The following is a 13,610-nucleotide window of genomic DNA, read 5'->3' as shown; positions in this document are numbered from 1 at the left end:
TTGACCCCGTCTATAGTTACTGGCCTTTTTATTCATTCTGCTGACAGAAAAATAGGCGTACAATCAGAGGCTTTTGGGCATCAGGCCCGTTATGTGCGGAAATCAAAAATGAAGAAGGTTGCTTTATTAGGTTTAGCCAGCGTGTTGCTGGTCTCTGCTGGGGCGCAGGCCGTGAGTCTGAACGGCCAGATTGGGAAAGATTACACCAACTTTGGTTTCGGTTTGGGAACTGAAACCAGCGGGATCGCCGTGAGCGGTAACTGGGCACACAGTGAAGATGACGGCGATATCGCCGGCCTGGGGCTCGGTTACAACATCCCGCTTGGTCCGTTCCTTGCGACTGTCGGCGGTAAAGGCATTTATCTGAATCCGGATGTGGGCAGCGAAGGTTATGCCGTTGCTGTCGGAGGCGGGTTGCAGTGGAAAATTGCCAGCAGCTTCAGTATTTTCGGTGAATACTACTACTCGCCGGATTCACTCTCCAGCGGCGTGAAAGAGTATCAGGAAGCGAACGCCGGGGCGCGTTACACCATTATGCGCCCGCTGACGGTTGAGGCTGGTTACCGCTACATCGACATGACCGGTAAAGAAGGGCGTCGCGACAACGCGGTTGCCGATGGCCCGTATGTTGGCGTTAGCGCCAGTTTCTAATCCCCTGGCGCGGCATCTGTCCGCGCCCGTTTGTCTCCGTTTTTCCTCTGCGCATGCGCTATAGTGTTTCAACCTCGATTGCAGGAGCTAACGATGTTAAATGTGGAGATGTTATCGACCGGCGATGAAGTGCTGCATGGCCAGATTGTGGATACCAATGCGGCCTGGCTGGCTGACTTTTTCTTTAACCAGGGGTTGCCTCTCACGCGCCGTAACACCGTGGGCGATAACCTTGATGATTTGGTCGCTATCCTGCGTGAACGTAGTGAGCACGCGGATGTGCTGATTGTGAATGGCGGCCTGGGGCCGACCAGTGACGATCTCAGCGCGCTGGCGGCGGCGACCGCCAAAGGCGAAGCACTGGTGTTACACGAAGCGTGGCTGGCACAAATGGAACGCTTCTTTACCGAACGTGGCCGCGTGATGGCCCCGAGTAACCGCAAACAGGCCGAGATCCCGGCCAGCGCCGAACTGGTGGATAACCCGGTCGGTACCGCCTGTGGTTTTGCTCTGCAGCTCAACCGTTGCCTGATGTTCTTCACGCCGGGCGTACCATCGGAATTTAAAGTGATGGTGGAACAAGAAATTCTGCCGCGCCTGCGCGCACGCTTTACCTTGCCAGAGCCGCCGGTTTGCCTGCGTTTAACCACTTTCGGTCGCTCAGAGAGCGATCTGGCGCAGAGCCTGCAACACCTTCAACTGCCGCCAGGCGTAGTGATGGGCTACCGCTCTTCGATGCCGATTATCGAATTAAAACTGACCGGCCCGGCAGAGCATCGCGCCGCGATGGAAGCGCTGTGGCCGGAAGTAAAACGCGTCGCCGGTGAAAGTTTGATTTTTGAAGGCACCGAGGGTTTACCGGCAGCACTTGCCGCAACCCTGCGGGAACGTCAGCTCAGCCTGACACTGAGCGAACAGTTCACCGGCGGTCTGGTGGCCTTACAGCTTTCCCGCGCCGGTGCGCCGCTGCTGGCCAGCGAAGTGTTACCGTCGCAGGCGGAAGCGCTGGCGCAAAGCGCTCGCTGGACCACTGAGCTGCGCAATCGCCATCTCGCCGGACTGGCGCTGACGGTGACCGGTCTTGAAGAGGAGCATCTCAACTTCGCGCTGGCGACGCCGGAAGGCACCCGCGCGCTGCGGGTGAAATTCAACACCAACCGCCACGGGCTGGTGGTGCGCCAGGAAGTATGCGCCATGATGGCGCTGAACATTCTGCGCCGCTGGCTGGCGGGCAAAGACATTGCCAGCGATCACGGCTGGATCAACGTGGTGGAAACGCTGTCGGTAGAGTGATCGCTGAGGGTAACGGCATGCCGTTACCCCAATGCATTTGCCAGTAGCGTAATGGGATGTTCACAGCGTTTGCTGGTGGACATCTCAATTTGCCATTTGCAGGTTTCACAATCCGTCACCACCAGATCCGCGCCGCTGGCTTCAATTTGCTCGAACAACGGCGCGCCAATCGCCTGCGATGTCGGGTAGTTTTCGCTTTTAAAGCCGTAGGTGCCGGCAATCCCGCAGCAGCGCGAATCCAGCACCGTCAATTCAAGCCCGGGGATGCGACGCAGCAGCTCCAGCGTGTAGTGCGTCCAGCCCATTTTTTCCATATGACACGGTGTGTGGTAGACCACTTTCAGCGGCGTTTCTTTCAACGGCAACGTGCGACCTTCGTCGAGCATGCGCCAGATCCAGCGCGTGGCTAAATCGATATGCGAGCGCAAATGGCTGTTATCCACATCCAGCAGGTGAGGATATTCATCGCGCAGGGTGAAAGCGCAGGTGGACGAGGTGGCGATAACTGGCAGTCCCTCGGTTCCGATAGCCTGCTCCAGCGAGCGCACATTAAACTGCGCCTGTTTTTTCGCTTTATCGAAAAAACCATTCGCAATCAGTGGTACGCCACAGCACTTTTCCCGCTGCAATAACTGTACGCCGATGCCCATATGGTTCAGCACACGGATCAGATCTTTACCCAACTGGGGATGGTTGTAATTCACATAGCAACCATGGAAAAACGCCACCTGCTGCGCAAATGCCTGTTGCTGTGCGGCAATGCTGCGATACCAGCGGCGAAATGTACCGCTGGAATATTTTGGCAGCGTGCGGTGGTGATCGATTTTTAATGCGGTATCCAGCAACTGGCGCACGGGTTTTAGTGATGTTGCCGCATTCACCAGCGGTGCCATCGGTGTTGATAGCGTCCCCATCAGGTCGGTGTGGCTGAGAATGGCATTACGTATGGATAGCTTTTTCGGCGCGTACTGGGCGCGGGCGCGCTGAATAATATCGCCAATTTTCACCCCGGACGGGCAGGCAGTTTCGCAGCGTTTGCAGTTGGTGCAGTACTTCAGCGCATCATCATACAGCGCGGCGTCTTTTAACCGCAGACGCTCGCCATCAGGGCCTGCCTGCTTCGGGCCAGGGTAAGCGGGGTTGACGCGGCTGACCGGGCAGGCGGTGGTGCAAACGGTGCATTTAATGCAGCTTTCAAATTGCGTATTGTTCATTGTTCGCCTCCCTGTGCGCTAATTTGCTGTGCGGCATGCAGCGCGGTAACGACGCAAACGCCGCCGCCGCACCCCTGGGCGATGGCATCAAAACCGCCCAGCACGGAACCAACCACATAGAGATTGTTCACGGCGTCGCCCTCGCGCAGGCCGTGTAGTTGCGCGTCGGTCTGCACGCCAAACTGCTGCCACGGTTGGCTGTCAAACACATTATCGCGATACCACTCCTGACGCTGCGCGCTTTGCAGCACGTCGAGATCAAACACCGTTTCCCGCACGCGATCGCGCCCGGCAACCAGCCCGTTACTGAAAAAACTGCCGCTGGCGAGCACCACATTGCGCGCACGCAGCGGGATATCTTCATGTTTACGCGTCCACACTTGCGTTACGCGCTGATCGGCGATATCGGCACGCAGCACCTCGTCACCGGGCATCCAGTTACCGCCGCTGCGTATAAACGCCTGTTGCAGGAGTTGTTGCATGCGCATACCCGGTACAGATGGCGGCAGCGTAGGCAGCAGGCGCAGCGGGCAGGCCAGTTGCTGGTTAAGGCGCATAAAGACGCTGTTGTCCGTCAGACCAAAGCAGGCGGGCAGATAGAGCATCGCGTAGTGCTGGCTTAGCGGCAGCAGCGCTTCGTACAGGGCGTTGTAGTGCTCGGGTGCGTCCAGCAGGCGGGCGATATTCACCGCGCGAAATTCGCTGGGGTTATCACGCAGCCGATCCAGTAGCGGCAGATCTATCTCTTCTGCCTGCGCGTCAATACCGCGTTTACGCAGGGCACCAGCGGCAAGCTGCGGCTGGAAATCAAGAAAACCACTGATACCAACCACGCCAGTGTGCTGGTGGGTTTCTGTTTTTACCGGCACTTCCTGCGGGCTAAGCCAGGCGGTGCGGAATGTGCCAAGCGGTGTTACGCGCTGGTGCGGCGTATCAACATCGCCCTGTAATGCCAGCCCGCAATCTGCCAGCAGCGTTTGCGCCTGGTGTGCATAGTGGCGAACCTGGTCTGCGCCGAGTCGGGCATAAGGGTGACTGGCATGGTGCTGTTGGAGGTGCTCGATGGCGCTATCAAGCGTATCAATGGGCTGGCCGTCGGGTAAGTGTGAAAGCAAATCCAGCGAGCCGGAAGAGAAGCTCAGAGCACTCTGTCCGCGGCTGACAATGGCGCAGCGCTGGCCGCTCTGCGCAAGACGGATCCCGCAGACTAAACCGGCCAGCCCGCCCCCGATAATGACCGTATCAAATCTCATCTTCCGCCTCCTTTTCCAGACCGCACAACCCCTGATAAACCCAGCGCGTGAATTCGCTTTCACGCAGCGCATCGCCCCAGGCAACGGGTTTAACGCCTTTCCAGCGTTCATTAAGAAAACCGGCCAGTTGATGCAGAGATTCACTTTCTGTCGTGACATGCATGCGGTTAAGCAACCCGGCAGCGCGACAGGCGCATAGCTCGCCCTGGCAGGTGCCCATCCCGACGCGTGTGCGGCGGCGCAAATCCAGCAGCGAGTGGACATTGAGGTTTTCGACGGCGTACTGCACTTCCCCGGCGGTGACGGCTTCACATTCGCAAACCAGGCTGCGGTTATGTCTGTCACTACCAAGCCAGGCTGGCGTGCGATCGCCATGGCGATAGACCGCCGAACCGCGGAGCGGCGTCGGCAGAGAAATGATTTTTTTGAGCGCCTGTTCTGTCGGCTCACGTGAGCCAGGCAGCGGCGCGGTGGCGGTGGTGCAAGGAGCATGATGATTGAGCTTGCGACACACGGCATCCGTTGCCCATTCGGCCATCAGCCGGTAAGTCATCAGTTTGCCGCCGGTAATAGTGATAAACCCTTCCAGTCCGTCGCGCTGCGCGTGGTCCAGCAACACAATTCCCCGGCTGACGTTGCGCCCGCTCGGATCATCATCGCTGGCGACCAGCGGTCGCACACCGGCATAAGCACGCAGAATGCGCGTTTTCGCCATCACCGGTGCCAGTTTTTCCCCTTCACGCAGCAGAATATCCACTTCGTCAGGCGTGACGCGCAGGTTATCGATATCGGCGTAATCAATATGCGTAGAGGTGGTGCCAATCAGTGAAATCGTGTCGCCAGGCACCAGAATATCGGCGTCGGCGGGTTTGCGGCAGCGGTTGATGACGTGCTGGTTAATACGGTGATCGAGGATCAGCAGCGCGCCTTTCGCCGGAAACATGCGGATGCTCAGATCGGCATACTCAGCGATACGCTGGCCCCAAATCCCGGCGGCGTTGACCACTACAGGCGCATGTAACTCCTGTGTTTCGCCGCTGGCGGGATGATAAAGCCGCACACCGCTCACCGTATCGCCATGGCGGATCAGGCCACACACTTCATGTCCGGTGAGGATTTTGGCGCCGTGCTCGCGCGCGTCCAGCATATTGCTGGCGGTGAGGCGGAAAGGATCAACCGTGCCGTCCGGTACGCGCACCGCGCCGATCAGCGCCGGGTTGACGCTTGGCTCCATGCGCAGCGCTTCCTGCGGTGAGATGGCCTGCGCCGGGATCCCCGCTTGCAGACAGGCGTCAATAAACTGGCTTTGATAGACCAGATCATCTTCCGGCAGGGTGATAAACAGGCCGTCTGTCGGTTCGATACAGTGGCGGGCGATGCGTTTGAGGATCTGGTTTTCGGCAATACATTCACGCGCTGATTCGTTATCGGTCACCGCGTAACGCGCACCGCTGTGCAGTAAGCCATGGTTACGGCCGGTCGCGCCGGTGGCGATATCGTGGCGTTCAAGCAGCACCACGCGCAAGCCGCGCAGGGCGCAGTCGCGGGCGATGCCTGCGCCGGTCGCGCCGCCGCCGATAATAATCACATCGTAGTCACTGGAGTTGCGCATGTTCGCGTCCTTCTGTCGACGTTCCTTAGCAACCATTTAGCCATACTATGATTGTGGTTTGTTTGATATCGCGCATATTCGAGCAAAAAACGAAAGTGAAACGCGCTTTCTTGCGTGAAGTTAGATGTTTGTCATATTTCTGTAACAATATCTGCGACAACTCATTCTCTCTGGTTAAAACTTTCACTACAATCCGCCGCGAATAACTCTGGTTATGTTCGTTTTCACTCATTAATGAAAGATATGAGTCTTACCGCGCCACGGAGGCCGCTATGTTGAGTATTTTTAGACCTGCCCCCCATCAATCGCGTCTGCCCGATGCGCAAATCGACCCGCTGTACCGGCGGTTGCGCTGGCAGATTTTCCTCGGGATCTTCTTCGGTTATGCCGCCTACTATCTGGTGCGTAAGAACTTTGCGCTGGCGATGCCGTATTTAGTCGAACAGGGCTTTTCCCGTGGCGATCTGGGGTTTGCGCTGTCCGGGATCTCCATTGCCTACGGTTTTTCGAAATTTATTATGGGTTCGGTGTCGGATCGCTCGAATCCGCGCGTTTTCCTGCCCGCCGGGTTAATTCTGGCGGCAGCGGTGATGCTGGTTATGGGCTTCGTGCCGTGGGCCACATCCAGCATCATGGTCATGTTTGTGCTGCTGTTCCTGTGCGGCTGGTTCCAGGGGATGGGCTGGCCGCCGTGTGGGCGCACCATGGTGCACTGGTGGTCGCAAAAAGAGCGCGGCGGCATTGTGTCGGTGTGGAACTGTGCGCATAACGTCGGTGGTGGCATTCCTCCGCTGCTGTTCCTGTTGGGGATGGCGTGGTTTAACGACTGGCATGCGGCGTTATATATGCCCGCGTTTGGCGCGATTCTGGTGGCGATTCTTGCTTTCGCACTGATGCGCGATACGCCACAATCCTGCGGCTTACCGCCGATTGAAGAGTACAAAAACGACTACCCGGATGATTACAGCGACAAGCACGAAGAAGAGTTGTCCGCCAAACAGATTTTCATGCAGTACATCCTGCCGAACAAACTGTTGTGGTATATCGCGGTCGCGAACGTTTTTGTTTACCTGCTGCGCTACGGTATTCTCGACTGGTCGCCGACTTACCTGAAAGAGGTGAAACACTTCGCGCTGGATAAATCCTCGTGGGCCTATTTCTTCTATGAATATGCGGGTATTCCCGGCACGCTGCTGTGTGGCTGGATGTCGGATAAAGTCTTCCGCGGTAATCGCGGTGCAACGGGCGTGTTCTTTATGACGCTGGTGACCATTGCGACTATCGTTTACTGGTTGAACCCGGCGGGTAACCCGACCGTGGATATGGCTTGTATGATCATCATCGGCTTCCTGATTTATGGCCCGGTGATGTTGATTGGTCTGCATGCGCTGGAGCTGGCGCCGAAAAAAGCGGCGGGTACGGCGGCGGGCTTTACCGGCTTGTTTGGCTATCTTGGCGGTTCTGTCGCCGCCAGCGCCATTGTTGGCTATACCGTTGATTTCTTCGGCTGGGATGGCGGCTTTATGGTGATGATTGGCGGCAGCATTCTGGCGGTTTTACTGCTGGTTATCGTGATGATTGGCGAGAAACGTCACCATGCCGACGTGCTGGCGCGTCGCAGCTAACAGGGAGCACTGATGAAAACCACTTTCACCCGTATGACGTCAAGCCTGCTGCTGGCAGGCGCGTTAACCAGCCAGGCGCTGGCCGCCGATAAAATCGTTATCGCCCATCGTGGCGCCAGCGGTTATCTGCCGGAACATACCTTACCGGCGAAAGCGATGGCCTATGCGCAGGGCGCGGATTTCCTGGAACAGGATCTGGTGATGACCAAAGACGACCAGTTGGTCGTTCTGCATGATCACTATCTCGACCGCGTGACGGATGTCGCGGAGCGCTTCCCGCAGCGCGCGCGTAAAGACGGGCGTTACTACGCCATCGACTTTACGCTCGACGAGATCCGCTCGCTGAAGTTTACCGAAGGGTTCGAGCTGGAAAAGGGCAAAAAAGTGCAGGTCTATCCGGGGCGTTTCCCGATGGGCAAATCCGATTTCCGCATTCACACGTTTGAAGAGGAGATCGAGTTTGTGCAGGGGTTAAACCACTCCACTGGCAAAAACATCGGTATTTATCCGGAGATCAAAGCGCCCTGGTTCCACCATCAGGAGGGGAAAGACATTGCCGCAAAAACGCTGGAAGTGCTGAAAAAGTACGGTTACACCAGCAAGCAGGACAACGTGTACCTGCAATGTTTTGACGTCAATGAGCTCAAGCGCATTAAGAATGAGCTGGAACCGAAGATGGGGATGGATCTGAAACTGGTACAGCTGATTGCGTATACCAAATGGAATGAAACGCAGGAGCAGCAGCCGGATGGCAAATGGGTGAATTACAGTTACGACTGGATGTTCGAACCCGGCGCGATGAAGCAGATCGCCCGGTATGCCGACGGTATCGGCCCGGACTATCACATGCTGGTGGCGGACGGTTCAAAACCGGGTAACGTCAAGCTTACGGCAATGGTGAAAGAGGCGCATGCCAGCCATTTGCAGGTCCATCCGTTTACCGTACGCGCGGATCAGCTTCCGCCGTACGCCAGCGATGTGAATCAGCTCTATAAGGTGTTGTATCAGCAGGCGGGTGTCGATGGTTTGTTCACCGATTTCCCGGATAAAGCGGTGCAGTTTTTAAAGCACAAGTAAAACAAAAGGGCCTGTGAAGGCCCTTTTTTACATCTCGATTTCGATATCGCCTTTCGCCCGGCAGCAGCAGGGCAAAATTTCCCCTTCGTTGATAAAGGCCAGCGGCTCGGCAATCCAGTCCACCTGGCCTGCCACCAGGCGACAGCGGCAGGAGCCGCAGTAGCCTTCGCGGCACTGGTACTCAACTTCCACCTGGTGCGATTCGAGCGCCACCAGCAGGGAAGGGTGCTCATCCTGGCACTGGACGTGCGTGCCGGAAAGGCTAAGCGTAACGCGGCTCATCAGAGCTGGAAGCTGCTCAGATCGTCGGTGTCGACTTCAGAGTCGATCTGGCCGACCAGATAGGAACTCACTTCCACTTCCTGCGGTGCCACCTGGACGTTATCGGAAACCAGCCAGGTGTTGATCCACGGAATCGGGTTCGAACGGGTCTGGAACGGTAAGTCGAGACCGACTGCCTGCATACGGATGTTGGTGATGTACTCAACATACTGGCAGAGAATGTCTTTGTTCAGACCGATCATCGAGCCGCCCTGGAACAGGTATTCCGCCCACTCTTTTTCCTGCAATGCCGCCTGCACGAACAGGTCATAGCACTCCTGTTTGCACTCTTCGGCGATCTCGGCCATTTCCGGATCATCCGCGCCGGAACGCAGCAGGTTCAGCATATGCTGGGTGCCGGTCAGGTGCAGGGCTTCGTCGCGGGCAATCAGGCGAATGATTTTGGCGTTGCCTTCCATCAGCTCACGCTCGGCGAAAGCGAAGGAGCAAGCGAAGCTGACGTAGAAGCGAATCGCTTCCAGCGCGTTCACGCTCATCAGGCACAGGTAGAGTTTTTTCTTCAACTCGCGCAGGCTGACGGTCACGGTTTTGCCGTTGACGTTGTGCGTGCCTTCCCCCAGCAGGTGCCAGTAGCTGGTCATTTCGATCAGCTCGTCGTAGAAGTGCGAGATGCCTTCCGCGCGCTTGAGGATCTGCTCGTTGGTGACGATATCGTCAAACACCACCGCCGGATCGTTAACGATGTTGCGGATGATGTGGGTGTAAGAGCGTGAATGGATCGTTTCTGAAAACGCCCAGGTTTCTACCCAGGTTTCCAGTTCCGGGATAGAGATCAGCGGCAGCAGCGCAACATTCGGGCTACGACCCTGAATGGAATCCAGCAGCGTCTGGTATTTCAGGTTGCTGATAAAAATGTGCTTTTCGTGTTCCGGTAGCGCCTGGAAATCGATACGGTCGCGGGAAACGTCAACTTCTTCCGGACGCCAGAAGAAGGAGAGTTGTTTCTCAATCAGCTTTTCGAAAATGTCATATTTTTGCTGATCGTAGCGCGCCACGTTAACCGGCTGGCCGAAGAACATCGGCTCCAGCAACTGATCGTTTTTCGTCTGTGAAAAAGTGGTGTATGCCATGAAATGTGAGTCCTGTCTTGCGAAAAAAAAGGGCGGGTTTCCCCGCCCCTTAGTTAGATCTTACATGCGCCGCTTTCGCAGCCATCGTCCTGGATGGAAGGTGCCAGGTCATCCTGCGCATCTTCCGCGCCATCGCGGGTGTTTTGATAGTACAGCGTTTTCACACCAAATTTGTAGGCGGTCAGCAAGTCTTTCAACAATTGTTGCATCGGCACTTTGCCCGACGGGAAGCGTGACGGGTCGTAGTTGGTGTTCGCCGAAATCGACTGATCGATAAATTTCTGCATGATGCCGACCAGTTGCAGGTAGCCGTCGTTATTCGGCATTTCCCACAGCAGCTCGTAGGCATTACTCAGTTTTTCATAATCCGGCACTACCTGACGCAGGATGCCATCTTTCGACGCTTTGATGCTCACATGACCGCGCGGCGGTTCAATGCCGTTGGTGGCGTTGGAGATCTGCGACGACGTTTCAGACGGCATCAGCGCGGAGAGCGTGGAGTTACGCAGGCCGTGCGTTTTGATCGATTCACGCAACGCTTCCCAGTCGTAATGCAGCGGCTCGTTGGTAATACCGTCGAGATCTTTCTTGTAGGTATCGATCGGCAAAATACCCTTCGAGTAGGTGGTTTCGTTGAACCACGGGCACGCGCCTTGCTCTTTCGCCAGCTCGTTAGAGGCTTTCAGCAGCCAGTACTGAATGGCTTCGAAAGTCTGATGCGTCAGGTTGTTCGCGCTGCCGTCCGAGTAACGTTTGCCGTTCTTCGCCAGCCAGTAAGCAAAGTTGATGACGCCAATACCCAGCGTACGGCGGCCCATCGCGCCACGTTTAGCGGCCGGAATCGGGTAATCCTGATAATCCAGCAGGGCATCAAGCGCACGCACCGCAAGCGTGGCCAGCTCTTCCAGCTCGTCGAGGTTTTTAATCGCGCCGAGGTTAAACGCAGAGAGCGTACAGAGCGCGATTTCACCGTTTTCGTCGTTCACATCATCCAGCGGCTTGGTCGGCAGGGCGATTTCCAGGCACAGGTTGGACTGGCGTACCGGGGCAACCACCGGGTCAAACGGGCTGTGGGTGTTGCAGTGATCGACGTTCTGAATGTAGATACGGCCCGTTGACGCGCGTTCCTGCATCATCAGAGAGAACAGCTCCACCGCTTTGATGCGCTGTTTGCGGATGCTGTCGTCTTTTTCATATTTGGTGTACAGGCGTTCGAACTCGTCCTGATCGGCGAAGAACGCATCGTACAGACCCGGCACGTCGGACGGGCTGAACAGGGTGATCTCTTCACCTTTCAGCAGACGGGTGTACATCAGTTTGTTGATCTGTACGCCGTAGTCCATGTGACGTACGCGGTTACCTTCCACGCCACGGTTGTTTTTCAGTACCAGCAGGCTTTCGACTTCCAGATGCCACATCGGGTAGAACAGGGTTGCTGCGCCGCCGCGTACACCGCCCTGCGAGCAGGATTTCACTGCCGTCTGGAAGTGTTTGTAGAACGGGATACAACCGGTGTGGAACGCTTCACCACCGCGGATCGGGCTACCCAGCGCACGAATGCGGCCGGCGTTGATACCGATACCGGCGCGCTGGGAAACGTATTTTACAATCGCGCTGGAAGTGGCGTTGATGGAGTCCAGGCTGTCACCACACTCGATCAGTACGCAGGAGCTGAACTGACGGGTCGGCGTACGCACGCCGGACATGATCGGCGTCGGCAGCGAAATTTTGAACGTGGAAACGGCATCGTAGAAGCGCTTCACGTAGTCCAGACGGGTTTCACGCGGATAGTTGGAGAACAGGCACGCGGCAACCAGGATATACAGGAACTGCGCGCTCTCGTAGATCTCGCCGGTCACGCGGTTCTGCACCAGGTATTTACCTTCCAGCTGCTTCACCGCCGCATAGGAGAAGTTCATATCGCGCCAGTGGTCGATAAAACCGTCCATCTGCTTGAACTCTTCTTCCGTGTAGTCTTCCAGCAGATGATGATCGTATTTGCCAAGCTCAATCATTTTCTTCACGTGGTCAAACAGCGCAGGCGGCTCGAACTGGCCGTAGGCTTTTTTACGCAGGTGGAAAATGGCCAGGCGTGCGGCCAGGTACTGGTAGTCCGGCGCATCGCGGGAAATCAGATCCGCGGCGGCCTTAATGATGGTCTCGTGGATATCGGACGTTTTGATACCGTCGTAGAACTGAATGTGTGAGCGCAGTTCAACCTGAGAGATAGATACGTTACTTAGCCCCTCTGCCGCCCAATCCAGTACTCGATGAATTTTGTCGAGATTGATGCGCTCAGTGCCACCATCACGCTTTGTCACCAGCAGACTCTGATTCATGTGATTACCTGTCCGTGAAATAGAAAATATCCCCCCATTTATCCACAATTCGTTGCTGTGATTAACTCTGTGGATAAATACTACATATAGGGGGTTTGCGATAAGAGAAACGCTATATGGTGAGTATTCTAGTAAGGATTCTTTTCAGTACAAGAGTTGATTTTGAGGTTAAATTGAGGTTGCGAAAGGGTGATAATCGCTAAGTCCTCGTATCGTAAGGCCTGGCGGCGATGTCAATATTTCGCAAAAAAAAATGAATTTTTGATCGAGTGCTGATTTCTTCATCGGGAAAGGCAATTGCGCAACTTGATGCTGCGCAATCTTCTATCACTTTATCTGATGACCTTAGTCATTTTTTGCCGTTGTATGTAACATATAGTTCACATCCACACCCGGCCCTAACGTAAACTGGTTTAACAACGGGTTGTAATGTAACCCGGTAATGTGACGTTCCTGTAACACGGTGCCGTCAATCCAATGTAAGAGCTCCGCTGGCTTAATAAATTTCTTCACGTCGTGCGTCCCTTTCGGCACCATGCGCAGCACAAATTCCGCGCCGACTACCGCCATCAACCAGGCTTTGCCGTTGCGGTTAATAGTAGAGAAGAAGACATGACCGCCGGGTTTGACCAGTTGCGCACAAGCTTTCACCACCGATTGTGGATCCGGAACATGCTCCAGCATCTCCATGCAGGTGACGACGTCATACTGCTGCGCATGTTTTGCCGCATGTTCTTCTACGGTTTCCTGCACATAATTGACCTGAATGCCAGATTCCAGCGCATGCAAACGCGCCACCTGGAGCGGTTCAAAGCCCATATCGAGCCCGGTGACATCCGCGCCTTCCTGCGCCATGCTTTCCGCCAGAATCCCGCCGCCGCAGCCGACATCGAGCACTTTCTTACCGAACAGACCGGCAGCGTGTTCGCTGATATAACCCAGACGCAGCGGGTTGATGCGGTGCAGGGGTTTAAACTCACCTTCTTTATCCCACCAGCGCGAGGCGACAGCCTCAAATTTGGCGATTTCAGCATGATCAACGTTTTGAGCGACCGGCGTTTTTTCGGCATTCATGGGCGCAATAACTCCTCTATCAATAAGACCCGTGAGTATATCAGGCCAACGGGATGAATA

11 protein-coding genes are annotated in these 13,610 nt (G+C 55.8%); 4 read left to right on the top strand and 7 right to left on the bottom strand.

Annotated elements, in window-relative coordinates:
- Positions 1 to 108 precede the first annotated feature (108 nt).
- Together RT644_RS08440 and RT644_RS08435 are read left to right on the top strand one after the other, a co-directional pair.
- Complete coding sequence (locus RT644_RS08440; protein ID WP_097407112.1) at positions 109 to 651, top strand: YfaZ family outer membrane protein; 543 nt, start codon at positions 109 to 111, stop codon at positions 649 to 651.
- Between the two features lie 93 nt (positions 652 to 744).
- Positions 745 to 1,944 (top strand): nicotinamide mononucleotide deamidase-related protein YfaY, encoded by a 1,200-nt coding sequence (locus tag RT644_RS08435; RefSeq protein ID WP_313626366.1) that lies wholly within the window; start codon positions 745 to 747, stop codon positions 1,942 to 1,944.
- 23 nt (positions 1,945 to 1,967) lie between these two features.
- On the opposite strand, the gene glpC is transcribed toward RT644_RS08435, so the two are convergent.
- From glpC to glpA, 3 genes are read right to left on the bottom strand one after another with little or no spacing between them, the layout of a single operon-like run.
- Positions 1,968 to 3,158, bottom strand: coding sequence for an anaerobic glycerol-3-phosphate dehydrogenase subunit GlpC (glpC, locus tag RT644_RS08430; protein ID WP_313626365.1), 1,191 nt, complete (start codon positions 3,156 to 3,158; stop codon positions 1,968 to 1,970).
- Complete coding sequence (glpB, locus tag RT644_RS08425; protein ID WP_313626364.1) at positions 3,155 to 4,411, bottom strand: glycerol-3-phosphate dehydrogenase subunit GlpB; 1,257 nt, start codon at positions 4,409 to 4,411, stop codon at positions 3,155 to 3,157. Before glpB ends, glpC begins: the two co-directional genes overlap by 4 nt.
- Complete coding sequence (glpA, locus tag RT644_RS08420; RefSeq protein WP_020454505.1) at positions 4,401 to 6,023, bottom strand: anaerobic glycerol-3-phosphate dehydrogenase subunit A; 1,623 nt, start codon at positions 6,021 to 6,023, stop codon at positions 4,401 to 4,403. The genes glpB and glpA overlap by 11 nt, the downstream gene beginning before the upstream one ends.
- A 272-nt stretch (positions 6,024 to 6,295) precedes the next feature.
- Here glpA and glpT point away from each other — a divergent pair, with 272 nt between their 5' ends.
- Positions 6,296 to 7,648, top strand: a complete 1,353-nt coding sequence (glpT, locus tag RT644_RS08415) for a glycerol-3-phosphate transporter (protein WP_045514192.1) — start codon at positions 6,296 to 6,298, stop codon at positions 7,646 to 7,648.
- 12 nt (positions 7,649 to 7,660) lie between these two features.
- A complete protein-coding gene (glpQ, locus tag RT644_RS08410; protein ID WP_097407115.1) occupies positions 7,661 to 8,725 on the top strand; it encodes a glycerophosphodiester phosphodiesterase in 1,065 nt (354 codons plus the stop codon).
- A 27-nt stretch (positions 8,726 to 8,752) separates the two neighbouring features.
- Here glpQ and yfaE read toward each other — a convergent pair whose 3' ends face one another.
- The 4 genes from yfaE to ubiG all read right to left on the bottom strand — a co-directional run bounded on the left by yfaE (position 8,753) and on the right by ubiG (position 13,550).
- Positions 8,753 to 9,007, bottom strand: a complete 255-nt coding sequence (gene yfaE, locus RT644_RS08405) for a class I ribonucleotide reductase maintenance protein YfaE (protein ID WP_017458569.1) — start codon at positions 9,005 to 9,007, stop codon at positions 8,753 to 8,755.
- The gene (gene nrdB, locus RT644_RS08400) at positions 9,007 to 10,137 is read right to left on the bottom strand and encodes a class Ia ribonucleoside-diphosphate reductase subunit beta (protein WP_017458568.1); all 1,131 of its coding nucleotides are present in this window, start codon (positions 10,135 to 10,137) and stop codon (positions 9,007 to 9,009) included. The genes yfaE and nrdB overlap by 1 nt, the downstream gene beginning before the upstream one ends.
- Before the next feature lie 53 nt (positions 10,138 to 10,190).
- On the bottom strand, positions 10,191 to 12,476 hold the full coding sequence (gene nrdA, locus RT644_RS08395; RefSeq protein WP_020454502.1) for a class 1a ribonucleoside-diphosphate reductase subunit alpha: 2,286 nt from the start codon (positions 12,474 to 12,476) through the stop codon (positions 10,191 to 10,193).
- A gap of 345 nt (positions 12,477 to 12,821) precedes the next feature.
- Positions 12,822 to 13,550 (bottom strand): bifunctional 2-polyprenyl-6-hydroxyphenol methylase/3-demethylubiquinol 3-O-methyltransferase UbiG, encoded by a 729-nt coding sequence (gene ubiG / locus RT644_RS08390; RefSeq protein WP_313626363.1) that lies wholly within the window; start codon positions 13,548 to 13,550, stop codon positions 12,822 to 12,824.
- Positions 13,551 to 13,610: the final 60 nt, after the last annotated feature.

Origin of the sequence: Kosakonia sp. (genome assembly GCF_032104925.1) — a bacterium.
In the GTDB taxonomy this organism is placed as follows: Bacteria; Pseudomonadota; Gammaproteobacteria; order Enterobacterales; family Enterobacteriaceae; genus Kosakonia.
Note: the sequence above shows the minus strand (reverse complement) of the source record. Positions and strands in the feature narration are given on the sequence as shown.

Coding starts and splice junctions, on each gene's coding strand:
- RT644_RS08440 (WP_097407112.1), top strand. CDS start 109: ATGAAGAAGGTTGCTTTATTAGGTTTAGCCAGCGTGTTGCTGGTCTCT.
- RT644_RS08435 (WP_313626366.1), top strand. CDS start 745: ATGTTAAATGTGGAGATGTTATCGACCGGCGATGAAGTGCTGCATGGC.
- glpC (WP_313626365.1), bottom strand. CDS start 3,158: ATGAACAATACGCAATTTGAAAGCTGCATTAAATGCACCGTTTGCACC.
- glpB (WP_313626364.1), bottom strand. CDS start 4,411: ATGAGATTTGATACGGTCATTATCGGGGGCGGGCTGGCCGGTTTAGTC.
- glpA (WP_020454505.1), bottom strand. CDS start 6,023: ATGCGCAACTCCAGTGACTACGATGTGATTATTATCGGCGGCGGCGCG.
- glpT (WP_045514192.1), top strand. CDS start 6,296: ATGTTGAGTATTTTTAGACCTGCCCCCCATCAATCGCGTCTGCCCGAT.
- glpQ (WP_097407115.1), top strand. CDS start 7,661: ATGAAAACCACTTTCACCCGTATGACGTCAAGCCTGCTGCTGGCAGGC.
- yfaE (WP_017458569.1), bottom strand. CDS start 9,007: ATGAGCCGCGTTACGCTTAGCCTTTCCGGCACGCACGTCCAGTGCCAG.
- nrdB (WP_017458568.1), bottom strand. CDS start 10,137: ATGGCATACACCACTTTTTCACAGACGAAAAACGATCAGTTGCTGGAG.
- nrdA (WP_020454502.1), bottom strand. CDS start 12,476: ATGAATCAGAGTCTGCTGGTGACAAAGCGTGATGGTGGCACTGAGCGC.
- ubiG (WP_313626363.1), bottom strand. CDS start 13,550: ATGAATGCCGAAAAAACGCCGGTCGCTCAAAACGTTGATCATGCTGAA.